Annotated in this window: 21 protein-coding genes; 14 read left to right on the top strand and 7 right to left on the bottom strand. The window is 70.9% G+C overall.

The annotated features are described in order from the left end of the window. Nucleotides 1–159, top strand: a 159-nt coding sequence (locus ACFZDJ_RS49695; protein ID WP_391069494.1) for a biotin/lipoyl-containing protein, incomplete at its 5' end; no start/stop codon positions are given. 152 nt (nt 160–311) lie between these two features. Here the strand turns inward: ACFZDJ_RS49695 and ACFZDJ_RS49690 are convergent. From ACFZDJ_RS49690 to ACFZDJ_RS49680, 3 genes are all read right to left on the bottom strand, one after another. Next, nucleotides 312–1,478, bottom strand: a complete 1,167-nt coding sequence (locus ACFZDJ_RS49690; RefSeq protein WP_391069483.1) for an AI-2E family transporter — start codon at nt 1,476–1,478, stop codon at nt 312–314. A 240-nt stretch (nt 1,479–1,718) separates the two neighbouring features. After that, a complete protein-coding gene (locus ACFZDJ_RS49685; protein ID WP_101400310.1) occupies nt 1,719–2,681 on the bottom strand; it encodes a DeoR/GlpR family DNA-binding transcription regulator in 963 nt (320 codons plus the stop codon). Nucleotides 2,682–2,848: 167 nt separating this feature from the next. Then, nucleotides 2,849–4,348, bottom strand: a complete 1,500-nt coding sequence (locus ACFZDJ_RS49680) for an NAD(P)H-quinone dehydrogenase (RefSeq protein ID WP_390934689.1) — start codon at nt 4,346–4,348, stop codon at nt 2,849–2,851. 92 nt (nt 4,349–4,440) lie between these two features. On the opposite strand from ACFZDJ_RS49680, the gene ACFZDJ_RS49675 reads away from it, so the two are divergent. The 4 genes from ACFZDJ_RS49675 to ACFZDJ_RS49660 all read left to right on the top strand — a co-directional run bounded on the left by ACFZDJ_RS49675 (nt 4,441) and on the right by ACFZDJ_RS49660 (nt 9,474). Beyond that, nucleotides 4,441–4,878: a gamma-glutamylcyclotransferase gene (locus tag ACFZDJ_RS49675; protein WP_054233631.1), complete on the top strand. Its 438-nt coding sequence runs from the start codon at nt 4,441–4,443 to the stop codon at nt 4,876–4,878. Between the two features lie 163 nt (nt 4,879–5,041). Continuing rightward, entirely contained in the window at nt 5,042–5,866 is an 825-nt protein-coding gene (locus ACFZDJ_RS49670) for a purine-nucleoside phosphorylase (protein ID WP_060896436.1), read from the top strand. A 569-nt stretch (nt 5,867–6,435) separates the two neighbouring features. Next, a complete protein-coding gene (locus ACFZDJ_RS49665) occupies nt 6,436–8,067 on the top strand; it encodes a phospho-sugar mutase (RefSeq protein ID WP_391069481.1) in 1,632 nt (543 codons plus the stop codon). Nucleotides 8,068–8,241: 174 nt separating this feature from the next. Further along, nucleotides 8,242–9,474, top strand: a complete 1,233-nt coding sequence (locus ACFZDJ_RS49660) for a hypothetical protein (protein ID WP_391069479.1) — start codon at nt 8,242–8,244, stop codon at nt 9,472–9,474. A gap of 125 nt (nt 9,475–9,599) precedes the next feature. Here ACFZDJ_RS49660 and ACFZDJ_RS49655 read toward each other — a convergent pair whose 3' ends face one another. Further along, the gene (locus ACFZDJ_RS49655) at nt 9,600–10,241 is read right to left on the bottom strand and encodes a PH domain-containing protein (RefSeq protein ID WP_391069477.1); all 642 of its coding nucleotides are present in this window, start codon (nt 10,239–10,241) and stop codon (nt 9,600–9,602) included. Nucleotides 10,242–10,519: 278 nt separating this feature from the next. Between ACFZDJ_RS49655 and deoC the strand changes: the two genes are divergently transcribed. The 3 genes from deoC to ACFZDJ_RS49640 are packed head-to-tail and all read left to right on the top strand — an operon-like array spanning nt 10,520 to nt 13,819. After that, nucleotides 10,520–11,470, top strand: coding sequence for a deoxyribose-phosphate aldolase (gene deoC / locus ACFZDJ_RS49650; protein ID WP_384909604.1), 951 nt, complete (start codon nt 10,520–10,522; stop codon nt 11,468–11,470). 5 nt (nt 11,471–11,475) lie between these two features. Next, the gene (locus tag ACFZDJ_RS49645) at nt 11,476–12,918 is read left to right on the top strand and encodes an aldehyde dehydrogenase family protein (RefSeq protein ID WP_391069475.1); all 1,443 of its coding nucleotides are present in this window, start codon (nt 11,476–11,478) and stop codon (nt 12,916–12,918) included. Next, nucleotides 12,911–13,819, top strand: a complete 909-nt coding sequence (locus ACFZDJ_RS49640) for an aldehyde dehydrogenase family protein (RefSeq protein WP_390934694.1) — start codon at nt 12,911–12,913, stop codon at nt 13,817–13,819. Before ACFZDJ_RS49645 ends, ACFZDJ_RS49640 begins: the two co-directional genes overlap by 8 nt. Before the next feature lie 37 nt (nt 13,820–13,856). Here the strand turns inward: ACFZDJ_RS49640 and ACFZDJ_RS49635 are convergent, their stop codons facing one another. Continuing rightward, entirely contained in the window at nt 13,857–14,273 is a 417-nt protein-coding gene (locus ACFZDJ_RS49635) for a hypothetical protein (RefSeq protein ID WP_391069473.1), read from the bottom strand. A gap of 221 nt (nt 14,274–14,494) precedes the next feature. On the opposite strand from ACFZDJ_RS49635, the gene ACFZDJ_RS49630 reads away from it, so the two are divergent. Beyond that, complete coding sequence (locus ACFZDJ_RS49630; RefSeq protein WP_390934696.1) at nt 14,495–15,121, top strand: uridine kinase; 627 nt, start codon at nt 14,495–14,497, stop codon at nt 15,119–15,121. Nucleotides 15,122–15,328: 207 nt separating this feature from the next. Here the strand turns inward: ACFZDJ_RS49630 and ACFZDJ_RS49625 are convergent, their stop codons facing one another. Then, complete coding sequence (locus ACFZDJ_RS49625; protein ID WP_351702289.1) at nt 15,329–16,081, bottom strand: SigE family RNA polymerase sigma factor; 753 nt, start codon at nt 16,079–16,081, stop codon at nt 15,329–15,331. A 301-nt stretch (nt 16,082–16,382) separates the two neighbouring features. On the opposite strand from ACFZDJ_RS49625, the gene afsQ1 reads away from it, so the two are divergent. The 5 genes from afsQ1 (at nt 16,383) to ACFZDJ_RS49600 (ending at nt 20,374) form a co-directional block, all read left to right on the top strand. Then, nucleotides 16,383–17,060, top strand: coding sequence for a two-component system response regulator AfsQ1 (gene afsQ1, locus ACFZDJ_RS49620; protein ID WP_355309020.1), 678 nt, complete (start codon nt 16,383–16,385; stop codon nt 17,058–17,060). Then, entirely contained in the window at nt 17,057–18,634 is a 1,578-nt protein-coding gene (locus ACFZDJ_RS49615) for an ATP-binding protein (RefSeq protein WP_391069471.1), read from the top strand. The genes afsQ1 and ACFZDJ_RS49615 overlap by 4 nt, the downstream gene beginning before the upstream one ends. Then, entirely contained in the window at nt 18,631–19,278 is a 648-nt protein-coding gene (locus tag ACFZDJ_RS49610) for a hypothetical protein (RefSeq protein WP_168510634.1), read from the top strand. The genes ACFZDJ_RS49615 and ACFZDJ_RS49610 overlap by 4 nt, the downstream gene beginning before the upstream one ends. 241 nt (nt 19,279–19,519) lie before the next feature. Continuing rightward, the gene (locus tag ACFZDJ_RS49605) at nt 19,520–20,071 is read left to right on the top strand and encodes a VanZ family protein (protein ID WP_390934699.1); all 552 of its coding nucleotides are present in this window, start codon (nt 19,520–19,522) and stop codon (nt 20,069–20,071) included. A 102-nt stretch (nt 20,072–20,173) separates the two neighbouring features. Next, nucleotides 20,174–20,374, top strand: coding sequence for a PspC domain-containing protein (locus ACFZDJ_RS49600; RefSeq protein WP_054233643.1), 201 nt, complete (start codon nt 20,174–20,176; stop codon nt 20,372–20,374). A gap of 104 nt (nt 20,375–20,478) precedes the next feature. Here ACFZDJ_RS49600 and ACFZDJ_RS49595 read toward each other — a convergent pair whose 3' ends face one another. Then, entirely contained in the window at nt 20,479–20,832 is a 354-nt protein-coding gene (locus tag ACFZDJ_RS49595; protein ID WP_390934700.1) for an ATP-binding protein, read from the bottom strand. Between the last annotated feature and the right edge of the window lie 110 nt (nt 20,833–20,942).

The following is a 20,942-nucleotide window of genomic DNA, read 5'->3' as shown; positions in this document are numbered from 1 at the left end:
GGCCAGGAGGTCAAGGAGGGCGACCTCGTCGTCGTCCTGGAGGCCATGAAGATGGAACAGCCCCTCAACGCCCACCGCTCCGGCACCATCAAGGGCCTGAGCGCGGAGGTCGGCGCCTCCATCACCTCCGGCGCCGCGATCTGCGAGATCAAGGACTGACGACACCGTCGTACGACATCCGAAGCGCCCGCCGGACCGAGCAATCGGTCCGGCGGGCGCTTCGGCGTTTCAGGTGACGGGCCGGGGATCCTCTTCCCCGGCGGCGACCCGCAGACCGTCCCTCCCGGTGGCGGACCGCGGAATTCGTCGCCTCAGCCGGGTGAGCGGCCGGGATGGTCCGGCTCGGGCCGGGCCCGCATCTCGCTGATCACGGACCAGGCCACCGACACCATCGGGACGGCCACCACCGCGCCGATCACACCGGCGAGGATGCCGCCCGAGATGACGGACAGGGCCACGACCACCGGGTGCAGCCGGACCGCCCAACTCAGCACGAGCGGGTGCAGGACATGGCCCTCGATCTGGCCGACGACCACGATCAGGGCGAGCACCACGAGCGCGATGACCGGCCCCCGTGAGGCCAGCGCGACGACCGTGGCCACGGCCAGCGCGATGGGCGAGCCCACCAGCGGGATGAACGCGGCGAAGAACTCCAGCAGGGTCAGCGGCAGGGCCAGCGGCACGCGCAGCGCGAACAGGGCGATCCCGACCAGTACGGCGTTGGTGGCGGCCACGATGATGATGCCGCGGGTGTACCCGGCGAAGGTCCGCCACGCGACCCGTCCCGCGCGGCTCCAGGGATCCCGGGCGCTCTCGGGCAGCAGGCCCTGGAACCAGTGCCAGAACCTGTCCCCGGAGTGGATGAAGAACAGGGAGCAGAACAGCGCGAGCACCGCTCCGGTCAGCACCTCCACCGCCCGCCCGGCACCGCTGAGCGCGCTGCTGATCAGTGTGGAGCGGTGCTCCTTGACGTACGTCGTCACCTTGCCCTGAAGGTTCGACAGCACGGTGTGGCGGACACGGAAGGGAGGGCCCTCCAGCCACCGCTGGATCCGCCCGATACCCCCGGCGAACTCCTGCCCCAACTGGTCCGACTCGCCCGCGACCAGGCTGCCGACCAGCGCCAGCAGCCCGAGTATCAGCACCAGGCTGCCCATCACGCTCACCACGACGGCCAGGGGCCGGGGCATGCGCCCCGCCAGCAGATCGGCCAGGGGACGCAGCACCGAGGTGACCACCAGTGCGAGGAACAGCGCCACGGCGACGAGCTGCAACCGGCCCAGAACCTTGAAGGTCGCGTACACGGCCACCCCGAGCACCAGCAGCCGCCATGCGTACGCCGCGGCCACCCGCAGCCCCTGGTTCACCGGCACGTCGTCGCGCTCCGCGGCACGCCGGATCGCCGTCCCCGCCGTACGGGCCCGTGCCACCGCCCCCGCTCCGCGGGCGGGCCGGCTCCCCAGGACGACGTACCGCATCCGTCGCTGGTGCGAACGGCGCGATCCGTCGTTCACCTGTACGTCACCGCCTCCCGTCGCCGTGTCAGGGACAGGTTGCGGGTGGACAAGGAGCCGTCGCAAGCCGGGGCACATGCGGACAAACCGCACTCGTGTGCCGTGAGCTGCGCCGCTTCCCCGTATCGCGGCCGGGGGACGGCCGAGTGGAGGGTGCCCGGCGTACGCCATACGGCCCATGGGGGTGCACGCCGGTCGAGTCGGTCAGCGGCGGCGCAAATCCGCCACTCGCGCCCGCTCTCCCGGGGACTGCTCGCCCAGGACGGTGGCGCTGCGCAACTGCGGTCCCGCACCCGGCACCTGGCCGCGGCGCGGACCGGGGAGGGGCATGTCCCGGCGCGGCTGGCGCCCCGTCGGGACCGTGTCCCCTCCCGCACCGCCGCCCGCCTGCCCGGCCACCGCGATCTGTACGCCCTGGTCAGCCAGGGCCTGCAGCTCGGTGACCGCGCGGTCGTCGTGCGCGGGCGGCTCGTCCGTGACCAGGCGGGTGATCAGATCGGTCGGCACCGTCTGGAACATGGTGTCGGTGCCGAGCTTGGTGTGGTCGGCGAGGACGACGACCTCCCCGGCGGCCTGCACCAGCGCGCGGTCGACGGACGCCGACAGCATGTTGGAGGTGGACAGGCCGCGCTCGGCGGTGAGCCCACTGCCGGAGAGGAAGGCCCGCGAGACCCGCAGCCCCTGGAGGGACTGCTCGGCACCGCTGCCGACCAGGGCGTAGTTGGAACCGCGCAGGGTGCCGCCGGTCATCACGACCTCGACGCGGTTGGCGTGGGCCAATGCCTGCGCCACCAGCAGGGAGTTGGTGACGACGGTCAGCCCGGGGACCCGCGCGAGCCGGCGTGCCAGCTCCTGCGTCGTGGTGCCCGCGCCCACCACGATGGCCTCGCCCTCTTCGACGAGACCCGCGGCGAGATCGGCGATGGCCGTCTTCTCGGCGGTCGCGAGATGCGATTTCTGCGGAAAGCCGGACTCCCGCGTGAACCCGCCCGGCAATACCGCACCGCCATGCCGGCGGTCGAGGAGTCCTTCTGCCTCCAGTGCGCGCACGTCCCGCCGTACGGTCACTTCGGAGGTCTGGACGACGCGGGCGAGCTCACGGAGCGACACGGCCCCGTTCGCTCGCACCATTTCGAGGATCAATTGGCGACGTTCTGCAGCGAACACGAAACTGACAGTAACCCCAACGACCGTCTGCTTTCAGCAGTTTGCGCCGAATAACAGAAGTTGTTCGCATGGCAGTACGTGAAGTGGTATACGCGCCTACTCGCTCCGCCTATGCCGTACGAATGGTCGACAACTCCCCGTGACCAGCGGGAAGTCGGGGTGGGACGTCAGCTTTCGTCGCCCGCCTTGCGGGTGTGCAACTGCCGTGCGACCTCGGCGATCGAGCCCGAAAGGGAGGGGTACACGGTGAACGCGTTCGCGATCTGTTCGACCGTCAGATTGTTGTCGACCGCGATCGAGATGGGATGGATCAGTTCCGAGGCACGTGGCGCGACGACCACGCCACCGACGATGATCCCGGTGCCGGGGCGGCAGAAGATCTTGACGAAGCCGTCCCTGATGCCCTGCATCTTGGCGCGCGGGTTGCGCAGCAGGGGCAGTTTGACGACCCGGGCGTCGATCTTGCCCGCGTCCACGTCGGCCTGCGTGTAGCCGACGGTGGCGATCTCGGGGTCGGTGAAGACGTTGGACGAGACCGTCTTCAGGTTCAGCGGAGCGACCGCGTCGCCCAGGAAGTGGTACATGGCGATACGTCCCTGCATCGCCGCGACGGAGGCGAGGGCGAAGACGCCGGTCACGTCACCGGCGGCGTACACGCCCGGGGCCGTGGTCCTGGAGACCTTGTCGGTCCAGATGTGCCCGGAGTCCCTGACCCGGACCCCGGCCTCCTCCAGACCCATTCCGCTGCTGTTCGGGATGGCGCCGACGGCCATCAGACAGTGCGAGCCGCTGATGACCCGGCCGTCGGAGAGCGTGACCTCGACCCGGTCGCCGACCCGCTTGGCGGACTCGGCGCGGGAGCGGGCCATGACGTTCATGCCACGGCGCCGGAACACGTCCTCCAGCACGGCGGCGGCGTCCGGGTCCTCGCCCGGCAGCACGCGGTCGCGGCTGGAGACGAGCGTGACGCGCGACCCGAGCGCCTGGTAGGCACCGGCGAACTCGGCACCGGTGACACCGGAACCGACGACGATGAGCTCCTCCGGGAGCTCGTCGAGGTCGTAGACCTGGGTCCAGTTCAGAATCCGCTCACCGTCCGGCTGCGCGTCGGGCAGCTCACGCGGATGCCCGCCGGTGGCGATCAGCACCGCGTCGGCGACGAGCGTTTCCTCGGTCCCGTCCACGGCCCGTACGACGACCTTGCGCGAGCCGTCCAGGGCCTGCATGCCCTCCAGTCGTCCACGCCCGCGCAGCACCCGCGCGCCGGCCCGCGTCACGGAGGCCGTGATGTCGTGCGACTGCGCGAGGGCGAGCCGCTTCACACGCCGGTTGACCTTCCCGAGGTCGACACCGACGACCCGGGCCGCCTGCTCCATGGGTGGGGTGTCGTCGGCGACGATGATCCCCAGCTCCTCGTACGACGAGTCGAAGGTGGTCATCACCTCGGCCGTCGCGATAAGGGTCTTCGACGGCACGCAGTCGGTGAGCACCGACGCCCCGCCCAGACCGTCGCAGTCGACGACGGTCACCTCCGCGCCGAGCTGGGCGGCAACCAGCGCCGCCTCATATCCGCCGGGTCCGCCACCGATGATCACGATCCGAGTCACGTACTCCATTGTCCCGCACGCTTCAACATGCTTCCGCCCGGGGGCCGCGCCCGCCCCCATCCGAGCCCCTTCCGTTATGTGCTCATCGGTTATGCGCATATGCGTTCTGTCACGCAAGAGGCTCCTGTGCTCCCTGCCGTACCCTCGACCTCATGTCGCTCTACGCCGCGTACGCCGGCAATCTCGACCCGCGGCTCATGACGCGCCGCGCCCCGCACTCGCCTCTGCGCGCCACGGGCTGGCTGAACGGCTGGCGGCTGACGTTCGGGGGCGAGCACATGGGCTGGGAAGGCGCGCTGGTGACCCTCGTCGAGGCCCCCCGCTCGCAGGTCTTCGTGGCGCTGTACGACATCGCCCCCCTGGACGAGGACTCCATGGACCGCTGGGAGGGCGTGGGCCTCGACATATATCGCCGGATGCGCGTACGGGTGCACACGCTGGAGGGCGAGGAACCCGCGTGGGTGTACGTACTGAACGGGTACGAGGGCGGACTCCCCTCCGCGCGCTACCTCGGTGAGATCGCCGACGCGGCGGAGTCGGCGGGCGCACCCCACGACTATGTGATGGAGCTGCGCAAGCGTCCCTGCTGAGGGCCCTTCCCGCGCCCCGAGCGCCCCCGCCGACGACACCCCTCGTGGGAAACGTCGGTCCACCCCGTTCCCACCCCTTCGTCGGAAACAACAAGACAACGATCGCAAGACCGTGACCTCTGTCATCTACGCGCGTAGGCCTGGACCAGCTACCCTCATGCGCGTGAACGCATCTCTTCTTCCGGACGACATCCAGGGCGACCCCCACGCCGCCGCCGACGCCGCCGCCACCCGCCTGCGGGAGCTCACGGGCGCCGAGACCCACGACGTCGCGCTCGTGATGGGCTCCGGCTGGGCTCCGGCCGTGGACGCCCTCGGCACCCCCGAGGCCGAGTTCCAGGTCACCGAGCTGCCCGGGTTCCCCCCGCCGGCGGTCGAGGGGCACGGCGGCAAGATCCGCTCGTACAAGGTCGGTGACAAGCGGGCCCTGGTCTTCCTCGGCCGCACCCACTACTACGAGGGCCGCGGGGTCGCCGCCGTCGCGCACGGCGTGCGTACCGCCGTCGCCGCGGGCTGCAAGACCATCGTGCTCACCAACGGCTGCGGTGGTCTGCGTGCGGACATGCGCCCCGGCCAGCCGGTGCTGATCAGCGACCACATCAACCTGACGGCGACGTCCCCGATCGTCGGGGCGAACTTCGTCGACCTCACCGACCTGTACTCGCCGCGGCTGCGCGCCCTTTGCAAGGAGGTCGACCCCACCCTGGAGGAGGGCGTCTACGCGCAGTTCACCGGGCCGCACTACGAGACGCCGGCCGAGATCCGGATGGCCCGTGTCCTCGGCGCGGACCTCGTCGGCATGTCGACGGTTCTCGAAGCGATCGCCGCGCGTGAGGCCGGTGCGGAGGTTCTCGGCATCTCCCTCGTCACCAACCTCGCCGCCGGTATGACGGGCGAGCCCCTCAACCACGAGGAGGTCCTCCAGGCGGGCCGCGACTCCGCGACCCGCATGGGCGCCCTCCTCACCCAGGTCCTGGACCGCCTGTAGGGGTTCATCGCCCCCACCGCCCCTACCCGTCCCATCCTCAACCTGGGGGCTCCGCCCCCAGACCCCCGCATCGGCCTGAACGGCCTCGTCCTCAAACGCCGGACAGGCTGAAGCAGGCGGACCGGGGTGGGTGCCTTGAGCGGGGTGGGTGGGGATCGGCCTCCGGCCTCGTCTTCAAACGCCGAACAGGCTGAAGCAGGCGGACCGGGCTCTCAGGGGCGCGGGGAACTGCGCGACCAGCCCCACCGGCCGGCAGCCAAAAGACAAAGGCGGACGGGGGACGCGGGGCGAAGCCCCCGCCCCAGGGGCGCGAGGAACCGCGCGAGCAACCCCCACCGGCCGGCAGCCGAAGCACCACGCACGGCCAGGGATTCGGGGCGCAGCCCCGACCCCAGGGGCGCGGGGAACCGCGCGGGCAACCCCCACCCACCCGCAGCCGACCGTCGCACCCCGGGGGGCTGGGGGCGCAGCCCCCAGGGATGGGACGGGTAGGGGCGGCGGGGGGCGAGAGAAGGCACCCCTGGCTGGGTACACACCAAGGGCAGCACAAACAGAGAGGTTCACCCGACGTGCAGGACGAACTCATCGCACGGGCCGAGACGTGGCTCGCCGAGGACCCCGACCCGGAAACCCGCGAGGAGCTCGCCGAGCTCATCGCCGCCAAGGACGTCCCCGAGCTCACCGCACGCTTCAGCGGCACCCTCCAGTTCGGCACCGCCGGCCTGCGGGGCGAACTCGGCGCGGGCCCGATGCGCATGAACCGCGCGGTGGTCATCCGCGCCGCCGCCGGCCTGGCCGCGTACCTCAAGAAGCAGGGCGAGACGGACGGCCTCGTCGTCATCGGCTACGACGCCCGCCACAAGTCCGCCGACTTCGCCCGCGACACCGCCGCGGTGATGACGGGCGCGGGCCTGCGCGCCGCCGTACTCCCCCGCCCCCTGCCCACCCCCGTCCTGGCGTACGCCATACGGCACCTCGGCGCCGTGGCCGGCGTGGAGGTCACCGCCAGCCACAACCCGCCCCGCGACAACGGCTACAAGGTCTACCTGGGCGACGGTTCGCAGATCGTCCCCCCGGCCGACGCCGGGATCGCCGCCGAGATCGCCGCTGTCAGCAGCCTCGCCGACGTCCTCCGCCCGGACTCCGGCTGGGAGACCCTCGATGAGGGCGTCCTGAACGCCTACCTGGCCCGTACGGACGCCGTCCTCGCCCAGGACTCCCCCCGCACCGCCCGCACCGTCTACACGGCGATGCACGGCGTCGGCAAGGACGTCCTGCTCGCCGCCTTCGCCCGGGCCGGCTTCCCGGAGCCCGTGCTCGTCGCCGAGCAGGCGGAGCCGGACCCCGACTTTCCCACCGTCGCCTTCCCCAATCCGGAAGAGCCCGGCGCGATGGACCTGGCCTTCGCGAAGGCCCGCGAGACCGGCCCCGACCTGATCATCGCCAACGACCCGGACGCGGACCGTTGCGCGGTGGCCGTCAGGGACGGTGCCGGCTGGCGGATGCTGCGCGGCGACGAGGTCGGCGCGCTGCTCGCCCAGCACCTGGTGAACCGCGGCGCGCGCGGCACCTTCGCGGAGTCGATCGTCTCCTCCTCCCTCCTCGGCCGGATCGCCGAGAAGGCGGGCCTCCCCTACGAGGAGACCCTCACCGGCTTCAAGTGGATCGCCCGGGTGGACGGCCTGCGCTACGGCTACGAGGAGGCGCTCGGTTACTGCGTCGACCCGGACGGCGTACGCGACAAGGACGGCATCACGGCGGCCCTGCTCATCACGGAACTCGCCTCCGAGCTGAAGGAGGAGAGCCGCACCCTCCTCGATCTCCTCGACGACATCGCCGTGGAGCACGGTCTGCACGCCACCGACCAGCTCTCGGTCCGCGTGGAGGACCTGTCGGTCATCGCGAACGCGATGGGCCGGCTGCGCGAGCAGCCCCCGACGGAGCTGGCGGGCCTGCCCATCACCAGGTCCGAGGACCTGACGAAGGGCACGGACACGCTTCCGCCGACCGACGGGCTGCGCTACACGCTGGACGGCGCCCGCGTCATCGTCCGCCCCAGCGGCACCGAGCCGAAGCTGAAGTGCTACCTGGAGGTCGTGGTCCCGGTCGGCTCGCACGCCGAGCTGCCCACGGCCCACGCGAAGGCCGCCGAGCTGCTCGCGGGGATCAAGCGGGACCTGTCCGCGGCGGCCGGCATCTGATCCCACGCCTCGGACCCCACGCCTCGGATCCCGCGCCTCCGCGAGGGCCCAGGTCCAGGACTCAGCCACTTACGGGTGATTTCCGCCCGGCAGTTGACGCAGCGCTCCGGTGCGCCACCGTCCGACCGAGGAACGGTTGGCGGTAGCGCACCGCCGAGCCCCAGGAGCTGCCGCGTGTCCTCGACCGCTTCCCGGCCGACATCCTCCCCACCCCGGAACGCTCCCGGCGAATTCCCCGCGAACCCGAACACAAGTACGGGCACGAGTACGGGCACGCATGCGAGCACAGGCATTCTGTGCGCCCTCCGCACCCATCTGCGCCGGGCGGCCCCCGCCCTCCTCGCCTACGGGGCCGTACGCCTCGTGAGCCTGCTGCTTCTCGCCCAGTGGGCGCACCATCAACACCACGGCCTGTGGCCGATCCTGGCCACGCAGTGGGACGCAGACTGGTACCTGGGCATCGCCCAGCACGGTTACACCCACCACCTGGGCACCCGGTACGACGCGAACAACCTCGCGTTCTTCCCGATGTACCCGTTCCTGGTCAAGGCGGCCGCGGTCCTGACCCCGGGTACGCGCGCCACGACGGGCGTGGCGATCTCGATTGCCGCCTCCTTCGTCGCCGCGTGGGGAGTCTTCGCCGTCGGCCACCATCTCCACGGCCGGCGCGTGGCCCTGCTGCTGACCTTCCTGTGGGCGGCTCTCCCGGTCGGCCTGGTCCAGTGGATGGGCTACACGGAGTCCCTCTTCACGGCGTTCGCGGCCTGGTCGCTGTACGCCGTGCTCACCGGCCGCTGGCTCTGGGCGGGCACCCTGGCATCGCTGTCGGGCCTGACCCGCCCGACGGGGATCGCGGCGGCGGCCGCGGTCACCGTCACGGCCCTGCTCTCCCTGCGGAACCGCTTCTCGCCGCGCGTCCTCGCGGCCGCGGCCCTCGCCCCGGCGGGCTGGCTCGCGTACGTCGGCTGGGTGGGCGTGCGCCTGGGCCGATGGGACGGCTACTTCGCCGTACAGCGGCTGTGGCACAACGACTGGGACGGCGGCGCGGAGACCCTGCGCCGTGTGCGGGAGGTCCTGACGCACGACTCCAGGCCGGAGCTCTTCCTGGTGATGGTGACGGTCACGCTGATCGTGTCCGTGGTCCTCTTCGCCCTGGGCGCCTGGGACCGGCAGCCGCTCCCCCTGCTGGTCTTCACCGGCGTCCTGCTGCTGATCGTGCTGGGCAGCGGCGGCGTCTACTTCCCCCGCGCCCGCTTCCTCCTGCCCGGCTTCCCGCTCCTGCTCCCGCTGGCCCTCCATCTGTCCCGCGCCTCACTCCGCTTCCGGGCCCTCACCCTGACCGCGGCGCTGCTGGGTTCGGCGTACTGGAGCGCGTACATGGCGCTGGTGTGGCCGAGCGCGCCGTGACAGGCAGTGAAGAGCCGTGCCAGGCAGCGAAGAGCCGTGCCAGGCAGTGAAGAGTCGTGACAAGCCATGACGAGTCGTGACGGACCGTGAGCTGATACGGGGCCCGCGTGCGGCAGCCGGGGTGGCTACCCCACCGCCAGCAGGATCACCAGGACCACGGCCCCCGCGAGCGCGGGACCCATGACCTCGTACGCCCACCGCACGCTCACCTCGCCCTGCGCGCCCTCCGTGGCCGCCCGGGCCTCGGCGAGTTCGCGCAGGTCGTCCATGACCTGGTCGGCCTGGGAACGGGTGGGCCCGCTCGTCACCGAGGAGGTGCGGCCGCTGCTGTCGGCGGCGGCGTCGCGCGCCCGCCGTCGGGCCGCGGACTTGCGGGCACGCAGGGAGACGGGGATCGCCCAGAGCTGGAACTTGCCGCCCTCGGTGTCGACCACCTCGTTGGAGTACCCGGAGCGCAGTGAGGCGACCTTGCTCCAGGGCAGCACGACGACACGGAACGGGTTACGGACGCGCAGTCGGTCCTCGTTGGCGTAGACCGCGGGGCGCAGGGTGAAGGCGGCCACCAGCGGGACCAGGAGGATCAGCGCGGCGAGTGCCAGCCAGGGGGTGCGGCCGTGGCCGGAGACCAGCGCGTCGATGCCGAGCCAGCCCGTGATGGCGAGCAGCAGTACGCCGCCCGCGATACCGGCGTGCGACCGGTAGATCCGGTCCTGCGACTCGGGTCGCGAGGCGTCCGGCACGGGTGGCTGGTCATCCGGGGTCGTCATGCCCCCGATTCTGCCCGACGCCCCCTGAACACTTCCTTCACCCCCGCCCCACGCCGCCGCTTCGTTACGGCCGGGCGTCCGCGCAGTTGCCCGCGCCCCCAAGAACCACGGCTCGTCCGGCGCTCGAAAGCCAGGACGCTCCGGGACGCAGACCCTGGGATGATGGGGTCCCCGAGGGTAGGGGTGGCGGGGACGAGACCCGCCCCGTGCGCACTCCTCCACACCCACCCCCAGGGCTGTACAGCCGCTACGCGCGTAGATATGCTCAGCTCGTGACCATGCCCACCACTGCACCCGCACTCGGCGACGTAACCGCGTCAGACAGCACGCTGCGCCGCTTCCTCCACGGGCTCCCCGGCGTCGACACGGTCGGCCTGGAGGCTCGCGCCGCCTCGCTCGGCACCCGTTCCATCAAGACGACCGCGAAGGCGTACGCCATCGACCTCGCCATCTCGATGGTCGACCTGACGACGCTGGAAGGCGCGGACACCCCGGGCAAGGTCCGGGCGCTCGGCGCCAAGGCGGTCCACCCCGACCCCACGGACGGTACGACGCCCAGCACCGCGGCCGTCTGCGTGTACCCCGACATGGTGGCCACCGCCAAGGACGCCGTCGCCGGCTCCGGCGTGAAGGTCGCCTCGGTCGCCACCGCCTTCCCGGCCGGCCGCGCAGCCCTCGACGTGAAGCTCGCCGACGTACGCGACGCGGTCGCCGCCGGTGCAGACGAGATCGACATGGTCATCGACCGCGGGGCGTTCCTCGCGGGCAAGTACATGAAGGTGTACGACGAGATCACCGCCGTGAAGGAGGCCTGCGGGACCAGCGCCCGCCTGAAGGTCATCTTCGAGACCGGCGAGCTCTCGACGTACGACAACATCCGCCGCGCGAGCTGGCTCGGCATGCTGGCCGGCGCGGACTTCATCAAGACCTCGACCGGCAAGGTCGCCGTCAACGCGACCCCGGCGAACACGCTCCTCATGCTGGAGGCGGTCCGCGACTTCCGCGCCCAGACCGGCGTCCAGGTCGGCGTGAAGCCCGCCGGCGGCATCCGCACCACCAAGGACGCCATCAAGTTCCTGGTCCTGGTGAACGAGACCGCGGGCGCGGACTGGCTGGACAACCACTGGTTCCGCTTCGGCGCGTCCTCGCTCCTGAACGACCTGCTGATGCAGCGTCAGAAGCTGGCCACCGGCCGCTACTCCGGCCCCGACTACGTGACGGTGGACTGATCACCATGGCATCCGCATCCGCTTTCGAGTACGCACCGGCGCCCGAGTCCCGCTCCGTCGTCGACATCGCGCCCTCCTACGGCCTGTTCATCGACGGCGAGTTCACCGAGGCGGCGGACGGCAAGGTCTTCAAGACCGTCTCCCCCTCCACCGAAGAGGTCCTGTCCGAGGTAGCCCAGGCGGGCGCGGAGGACGTCGACCGCGCCGTGAAGGCCGCCCGCAGGGCCTTCGAGAAGTGGTCGGCGCTGCCCGGCTCCGAGCGCGCCAAGTACCTCTTCCGCATCGCCCGGATCATCCAGGAGCGCTCCCGCGAGCTCGCCGTCCTGGAGACCCTCGACAACGGCAAGCCGATCAAGGAGACCCGCGACGCCGACCTCCCCCTGGTCGCCGCGCACTTCTTCTACTACGCGGGCTGGGCCGACAAGCTCGAGCACGCCGGCTTCGGCGCGGGCCCTCGCCCCCTGGGCGTCGCGGGCCAGGTCATCCCCTGGAACTTCCCCCTCCTGATGCTGGCGTGGAAGATCGCCCCGGCGCTGGCGACCGGCAACACGGTCGTCCTCAAGCCCGCCGAGACGACCCCCCTGTCCGCCCTGTTCTTCGCGGACATCTGCCGCCAGGCGGGCCTGCCCAAGGGCGTCGTCAACATCCTTCCGGGATACGGCGACACAGGCGCCGCGCTCGTCGAACACCCCGACGTGAACAAGGTGGCCTTCACCGGCTCCACCGCCGTCGGCAAGGCGATCGCCCGCCAGGTCGCGGGCACGGACAAGAAGGTCACCCTCGAACTCGGCGGCAAGGGCGCGAACATCGTCTTCGACGACGCCCCCATCGACCAGGCCGTCGAGGGCGTCGTCACCGGCATCTTCTTCAACCAGGGCCAGGTCTGCTGCGCGGGCTCCCGTCTCCTCGTCCAGGAGTCGATCCAGGACGAGCTGCTGGACTCGCTCAAGCGCCGCCTGTCCACCCTCCGCCTCGGCGACCCCCTGGACAAGAACACGGACATCGGCGCGATCAACTCCGCCGAACAGCTGTCCCGTATCACCTCGCTCGTCGAGCAGGGCGAGGCCCAGGGCGCCGAGCGCTGGTCCCCGGCCTGTGAACTCCCCTCCTCCGGCTACTGGTTCGCCCCGACGCTCTTCACGAACGTCACCCAGGCGCACACCATCGCGCGCGACGAGATCTTCGGCCCGGTCCTGTCCGTCCTCACGTTCCGGACCCCCGACGAAGCCGTAGCCAAGGCCAACAACTCCCAGTACGGCCTCTCCGCCGGCATCTGGACCGAGAAGGGCTCCCGGATCCTCGCCGTCGCGAGCAAGCTGCGCGCGGGCGTCATCTGGTCCAACACGTTCAACAAGTTCGACCCGACCTCGCCGTTCGGCGGTTACAAGGAGTCGGGCTTCGGCCGCGAGGGCGGTCGCCACGGCCTGGAGGCGTACCTCGATGTCTGAGAAGACCGACAAGACCGAGCAGCAGCGACTGAGCGTCTTCAAGACCTACAAGCTGTACGTGGGCGGGAAGTTCCCGCGTTCCGAGAGCGGCCGGGTGTACGAGGTGACCGACTCCAAGGGCAAGTGGCTGGCCAACGCGCCCCTCTCCTCCCGCAAGGACGCCCGTGACGCGGTGGTCGCCGCCCGCAAGGCGTTCGGCGGCTGGTCCGGCGCGACGGCGTACAACCGCGGCCAGATCCTCTACCGCGTCGCCGAGATGCTGGAGGGCCGCAAGGACCAGTTCGTCCGGGAGGTCGCGGACGCGGAGGGCCTGTCGAAGTCCAAGGCTGCCGCGGTCGTCGACGCGGCGATCGACCGCTGGGTCTGGTACGCGGGCTGGACCGACAAGATCGCCCAGGTCGTGGGCGGCGGCAACCCGGTCGCGGGCCCCTTCTTCAACCTCTCCACCCCGGAGCCGACGGGCGTCGTCACCGTCCTCGCCCCCCAGGAGTCGTCCTTCCTGGGCCTGGTCTCGGTGATCGCCCCGGTGATCGCGACCGGCAACACGGTGATCGTGATCGCGAGCGAGAAGTCCCCGCTCCCGGCGCTGTCGCTGGGCGAGGTGCTGGCCACGTCCGACCTGCCGGGCGGCGTCGTCAACATCCTCTCCGGCAAGACGGCGGAGATCGCCGCTCCCCTCGCCGCGCACCAGGACGTCAACGCGATCGACCTCGCCGGCGCGGACGACGTACTGGCGAAGGAGCTGGAGATCGCCGCGGCCGACAACCTGAAGCGGGTCGTCCGTCCACAGCCTGTGGATTATTCACGGACGCCCGGCATCGAGCGCCTGACGGCCTTCCTCGAGACGAAGACGGTCTGGCACCCGACGGGAGCGCTCGGCGCCTCCGGCTCGTCCTACTGAGTTTTTCCCCGTGCCCCGTCCCGGGGCACGGGGAAACTCACGCACCCCCCAGCACCCCCAACGCCTGCCCCACCACCGGCACGCTCCCCACCGACTGCGCCTGCGCCAGCGGCCTCGTCAGGGCCTGCGAGGTCAGCGGCTTGAAGTCCGCGAGCTGGGTGCCCACCCCGTTGTCGAGCGGGTCGACCCCCGTGCCGGCGAGCGGGTTGGGCTTGAGGCCCGCGACCGGACCGGTGACATATCCCACCGTGCCGGTCAGGGCCCCCAGGCCCGCCTGCGGGTCGAGGTTGCCCATCGAGGTGGGCTGAGTGCGCATCAGATCCACGGCGGGGGCCGTGTCCGCGACGGCCGGACTCGCGGCGGCGGCCGCACCGGCGGCGACCACCCCGAGCGCGACGGCGACGCGCGCGGTGGTGCGGGCCAGGGGGGTCTGCTGGTGTGCGTGTCGCGCCATCAGGTGTCCTCCTCGGTGAACGTAACGAATGCGAGCGGAGAGCAACGGGATTCGCACGCAGAGTAGTTGACCCGGATGCCGTTCCGGGCGGCGATGGCGGCGGATTCCCCTGTGCGGGTCAACAGACATACGGACGCAACCCAGATAATCCTTCGGGATAATGTTCCGGAGGCCTGCCGAAGCGCGGCGTGGCCCGGCCGAGTCACAGAAGGTACAGAGAATTGGGTTCCCATCCTCCGATACCCACCCGGGTGGTGCTGCTCTGCGGCCCCTCCGGCTCTGGAAAGTCCCTTCTCGCGGCCGACTCCGGGCTTCCCGTGCTCCGCCTCGACGACTTCTACAAAGAGGGCACCGACCCGACGCTTCCCCAGGTCGAGGGCAGCTCCGACATCGACTGGGACCATCCGCAGTCGTGGGACGCGGACATCGCGGTCGCGGCGATCGAGGAGCTGTGCCGTACGGGACGTACGACCGTTCCCGTCTACGACATCTCGCTGAGCGCCCGTACCGGCGCGGAGGCGCTGCACATCGGCCGGACGCCGGTGTTCATCGCGGAGGGCATCTTCGCCGCCGAGATCGTCGAGCGCTGCCGGGAGATGGGGATGCTGGCCGACGCGCTGTGTCTGTCCCGCGGCCCCCTGACCACGTTCCGCCGCCGCTTCCTGCGGGATCTGCGGGAGGGCCGCAAGTCGGTTCCGTTCCTGCTGCGCCGCGGCTGGCGCCTGATGCGTGCCGAACGTTCGATCGTGGCCCGGCAGAGCGCGCTGGGCGCCCACCCCTGCGACAAGGCCGAGGCCCTGGGCCGACTGACCGCGGCGGCCGCCGGACGCTGCACGACACCGGCGTAGTCACGAGCCCCTTCGCGCAAACACGTCAAGAGGCCACACACGAAAAGAGGCCCAGGCGGACCCCCCGTCCGCCCGGACCTTTTCTCGTTTCCCCCGTGTTCCCCCGTGCTCCGCGGGGGTCCCCCGACCCCGTTGGTTTCTTTCCCCCCGGTACTGCTCCCCCGTACCAACCGGTACAACCGGTTACCTGCTTCCCCCCACAGACCTTCAGGCGACGAGCTCCCCGAAGGACTCCTCCTCGTCACGGCCGAAGCTGAGGACCTCGTCCTCGCGCATCCGGCGCAGCGACCGCCAGATGCTCGACTTCACCGTGCCGACACTGATGTCGAGGATCTCCGCGATCTCCGGGTCCGTGCGGCCCTCGTAGTAACGGAGGACCAGCATGGTGCGCTGGAGTTCGGGCAGCCGGGCCAGCGCCTGCCACAGCACGGCGCGCAGCTCGGTGCCGCGCATCGCGTCCGTGTCACCGGCGGTCTCCGGCAGTTCCTCGGTCGGGTACTCGTTCAGCTTGCGGCGACGCCACGCGCTGATGTGCAGATTGGTCATGGTGCGGCGGAGGTAGCCCCCGACCGCGGCCTTGTCACTGATCCGGTCCCAGGCCCGGTACGTCGAGAACAGCGCGCTCTGCAGCAGGTCCTCGGCCTCGAAGCGGTCCCCGGTCAGGTGGTAGGCGGTTGCGTACAGGGAGGCGCGGCGCTCCTGGACGTAGGCGGTGAACTCCGCCTCCGACACCGAGCGACGTTCCCCCGTGGCCTCCCTGTACGCGGCTCCCCCGTGAGCTCCCCCGTTACCGCCGCTCTCCCCCGTGAAGGCGTCAACCACCGTCATGTACGTGGTGTGCTGACGCCCGGTGCCGCGAGCGCACCCCCGCCCGCTCACGGCACCGGACTTCTCCGAACCCCTGACGTCGTGGAGCCGCGTGACAACTGCGCTAGAGCTGGTGCTGTGCAGCGTGTTCATCTCGCGCCCCCCGTCGTGGAGTTCCGGTTCTTCGGTTCGTTCCGTCGTGCTGTGTTGCCGTCTTGCTCGCTTGCTTGTGTCGAAAAGCTTGCCCGGGCCACTTCATGGCCGTGTCCGCCGACTGTCACAGACCTGTCACAGGGCCCCTCCCCAGGCGCGTCACGGCACGATCACAGCAAGGTCACAGAGGAGAGCGATACGCCTCCGCGGACGCCCTTCGGACGCCCCCTTCTGTGCGGGAGATGGATGGGAGCGCTCCAACTGTCGAAAGAGTCCCTCGCCATGGGCCAGAATGACGTTCGTGCCTTCCCTGTTGCTGATCGAGGACGACGACGCCATCCGTACGGCCCTGGAGCTCTCTTTGACGCGCCAGGGACACCGGGTGGCCACCGCTGCCACCGGCGAGGACGGTCTGAAACTGTTGCGTGAGCAGCGGCCGGATCTGATCGTGCTGGACGTGATGCTGCCCGGCATCGACGGGTTCGAGGTGTGCCGGCGCATCCGGCGCACGGACCAGCTGCCGATCATTCTGCTGACCGCGCGCAGCGACGACATCGACGTCGTGGTCGGGCTCGAGTCCGGCGCCGACGACTATGTCGTCAAGCCCGTGCAGGGGCGGGTGCTCGACGCCCGGATCAGGGCCGTGCTGCGGCGCGGGGAGCGCGAGGCCAACGACTCGGCGTCGTTCGGTTCCCTCGTCATCGACCGGGCGGCCATGACGGTCACCAAGAACGGCGAGGATCTGCAGCTGACGCCGACCGAGCTGCGGCTGCTCCTGGAGCTGAGCCGCCGGCCCGGACAGGCGCTGTCCCGCCAGCAGTTGCTGCGGCTGGTGTGGGAGCACGACTACCTGGGCGACTCGCGGCTGGTGGACGCGTGTGTCCAGCGGCTGCGCGCGAAGATCGAGGACGTTCCGTCCTCGCCCACCCTGATTCGTACGGTCCGCGGAGTCGGCTACCGACTGGACACTCCTCAGTGACCCCACCGCACGACGAGCTCCGCGGCTGGGCCGCGGCGCGCAGGGCGATCCTGGCGGGACTGCGCTTCACGAGCCTGCGACTGCGGCTGGTCGTGGTGTTCGGACTCGTCGCGCTCACGGCCGCCGTGTCGGCGTCGGGCATCGCGTACTGGCTCAACCGCGAGGCGGTGCTGACGCGTACGCAGGACGCGGTGCTGCGCGACTTCCAGCAGGAGATGCGCAACCACGCGAGCATGCTGCCGGTGCACCCGGCGCAGGACGAACTGCAGCGCACGGCGGGCCAGATGGCCAACAGCAGCCAGCGCTTCAGCGTGCTCCTCGTCGCCCAGGACGGCAACGGCAAGACGGTCATCGGGAACTCCGCGCTGGACACCTTCACGCTGGACGACGTACCCAAGTCCCTCCAGAAGGCCGTGAACAAGGAGCAGCCGCTCTCCTCGAACAACAAGTCGCCCTACCACCTGTACTGGCAGCGCATCACCGACCACGACAAGCCGTACCTGGTGGGCGGCGCGAAGGTGATCGGCGGGACGACGACCGGCTACATGCTCAAGTCCCTGGAGCCCGAGGCCAAGGACCTCAACTCGCTGGCCTGGTCACTGGGCATCGCGACCGGCCTGGCCCTGATCGGCTCGGCGCTGCTCGCCCAGGCCGCCGCGACGACGGTCCTCAAGCCGGTGCACCGCCTCGGTATCGCGGCCCGCCGCCTGGGCGAGGGCAAGCTCGACACCCGGCTGCGCGTCTCGGGTACGGACGAGCTCGCGGACCTCTCCCGTACGTTCAACCACACCGCCGAGTCCCTCGAAAAGCGCGTGGACGACATGAGCGCCCGCGAAGAGGCGTCCCGCCGCTTCGTGGCGGACATGTCCCACGAACTCCGTACGCCTCTCACCGCGATCACCGCCGTGACGGAGATCCTGGAAGAGGAACTCGACGCGGAGACCGGCAGCGTCGACCCGATGATCGAACCGGCCGTCCGGCTGGTCGTCAGCGAGACCCGACGTCTCAACGACCTCGTCGAGAACCTCATGGAGGTCACCCGCTTCGACGCGGGCACCGCCCGGCTGGTCCTCGACGACGTGGACATCGCCGACCAGATCACCGCGTGCATAGACGCACGCGCCTGGCTGGACGCCGTCGACCTGGACGCCGAGCGCGGCATCATGGCGCGCCTCGACCCGCGCCGCCTGGACGTGATCCTCGCGAACCTCATCGGCAACGCGCTCAAGCACGGCGGCAGCCCGGTCCGTGTCTCGGTCCGCGAAGAGGCCGACGACCTTCTCATCGAGGTCCAGGACCACGGGCCCGGCATCCCCGAGGACGTCCTCCCGCACGTCTTCGACCGCTTCTACAAGGCGAGCGCCTCCCGTCCCCGCTCCGAGGGCAGCGGTCTGGGCCTCTCCATCGCCCTGGAGAACGCGCACATCCACGGCGGCGAGATCACCGCGGCCAACGCGCCCAAGGGGGGCGCCGTCTTCACGCTCCGCCTCCCGCAGGACGCGTCGGAGCTGCTCGCCGACGACGAGCGCGAGCGCGGAAGGAACGGGAACGGTACGGAGGGCAGCGCCGGATGACGACCTTGGTACGAGGCCGAGAGGGGCGCCGACGGACGCCTCTCGCCTCCCTCTCCCTCCTCTCCCTCCCCCTCCTCACCGTCCTGCTCGCGGGCTGCGGTATCCGCTCCACCCAGGTCCCGACGGACTTCGGCCCGGCGCCGTCCCGGGTGCCGTGCGCGCTGTCCGGCCCGGACATCACCACCCAGACCTCCCGTGGCATCCCGGTCCAGGTCTTCCTGATCTGCTCCGGGCAACTGGTGACGGTCGACCGGTCCGTGCGGATTCCCGACGGTACGGCGGAGGGGGCGCGGCGGGTTCTGGTGGCGCAGGGGCTCCTCGACGAGCTCGCCGAGACGCCCTCCACGCCCGAGCAGCAGGCCGGCTACACGACCGACGTGCGGGGCGGGATGACGGTGAGCGGGCCTCGGCGCAAGGACCCCGAGGACGCGCTCCGCCTCAGCACCCCGCCCCAGAACCTGACCTCCGCCGCCCTCGCCCAGATCATCTGCACCTTCTCCGACTCCGCCGCCGCGCAGGACGACGGTTCGGTCATCCTCGGCGGCCCCGACACCACCCCACTGCGCAGCTACGAGTGCCCCACCGACGTCCGCGCCAACCCCACCACCAAGTCCCCGCCGTCCAAGCCGATCTCCGGCGCGTAATCGTTCGCGCAACTGTTCTCGCCCTCAAACGCCGGACGGACTGAAGATGCCGACCGGAGTGCGGACTTTCAGGGGCGCGGGTTGTCAGGGGCGCGGGGAACTGCGCGACCCGCCCCCACCGGCCCGCGGACGCCGAACCGTGCCCGCTCCGCACCGTAGGTGTGGCGCATCCCTCACCCCTCAGACCCAAGCTCACCGACAACCCGGAACCGATCCTGCCGACCCCCGCGTCTTGGGAGGCGTGCAACGTCAAGGCGAAGGCGGCGGCAGCGCCGTGACCCGCGTCCGTGCGGCAGGAGCTCTCCTCCTCGTCGCACATCTCGCGCTCGTCGCCTGGATCACCCTGCGTCCCCTGGACGTCCCCTGGGTGAGCCCCGCCAACCTCCGCCCGTTCGCCGGCATCAGGGCCGACCTCGCGCTGGGCCCGGTGGAAGCCGCCCGCCGGATAGGTCAGGGCCTCGGCCTGCTCGCCCCGCTCGGCGTCCTGCTCCCCATGGCCGGCGGCAAGCTGACGGCATCCCCGCTCGGCTCCCTCGTCCGCACGGTCGCCGCCGGCGCCCTGATCTCACTGGGCATCGAACTGCTGCAGACCGGCGTCCCCGGCCAAGTCGTGGACGTCGACTCCCTGCTGCTCAACACGGTCGGCGTCGCCCTGGCCCATCTCGCGATCGTGCCGGCCGCCAGGGTCAGGCTCCGCCGCCGGGCAGAGACCCGGCGCCGCGCGGCCCTCCCCCGGGAGGACATGGCTCAGGGTCGGACCCCGACGATTCCCAGGGTCGGCATCGCCCCGTAGAGCGACGCTTCGCCCGCTTCGTCACCGTAGCGTTGAAGACATCGAAGAAGACCTCGATGTCCGACATCCCGGCGTCCCGCCACGGTTCACGAAGGAGCCCTCATGACCGCCCTTGCCCGCCCCACCAACGGCCGCATGATCGGCGGAGTGTGCGCAGCGCTGGCGCGGCGCTTCGGCACCTCCGCGACCACGATGCGCGTGATCTTCGTTCTCTCCTGCCTGCTCCCGGGCCCGCAGTTCCTGCTCTACATAGCGCTGTGGATCCTGTTCCCCTCCGAGGACAAGGCCCGCACGGCCTGGTGACCCCCGGCCGCTCCGACGGCACGACACGCCGGTGGGGCGCACCCCAATCAGGGTGCGCCCCACCGGCGTTCGTACAGGCGAAAGGCCGAAACAAGCGGAAGGCGTCAGCCGAGCGGCAGCCCGTTCAGCGGCAGACCGTGCGTCGGCAGGCCCTGCAGCGGCAGCCCCCCGAGCAATCCGGCCACCGGCGCCGCCGGCCCGTCGGCAAGGACCTTCGCGATGGCGGGCTGGGCCGCGGCCACCCCCGCGCCGAGCGCGCCCTGCCCCTGAGTAAGCGCCTCTCCCGCACCCGGGAGCGCCGCCGCGGCGTTCTGCGCGGGCAGCGCCTCGGTGACGGTGCCCAGCGCCTGGGAGGCGTCCGGCACGGCCGGGGCGGCGTTCGCGGCGCCCGCGCCGACGGCGGCGAATGCGGCACCGAGAGCGGCGACGCCGAGGGTCTTGGCAGCAGACTGCTTCATATTGAATGCGTCCTTGGATCCGTGTGACGGGGATGTGAGCGGTCCAAAAACGTAAACACGCCGAGCCGCCCTCCGCAAACATCAAAAAGCAGCCGAGTCATGGAGAACAG

Source organism: Streptomyces sp. NPDC007896 (assembly GCF_042959425.1).
GTDB lineage: Bacteria > Actinomycetota > Actinomycetes > Streptomycetales > Streptomycetaceae > Streptomyces.
This window is presented reverse-complemented; position numbering and strand designations above follow the sequence as displayed.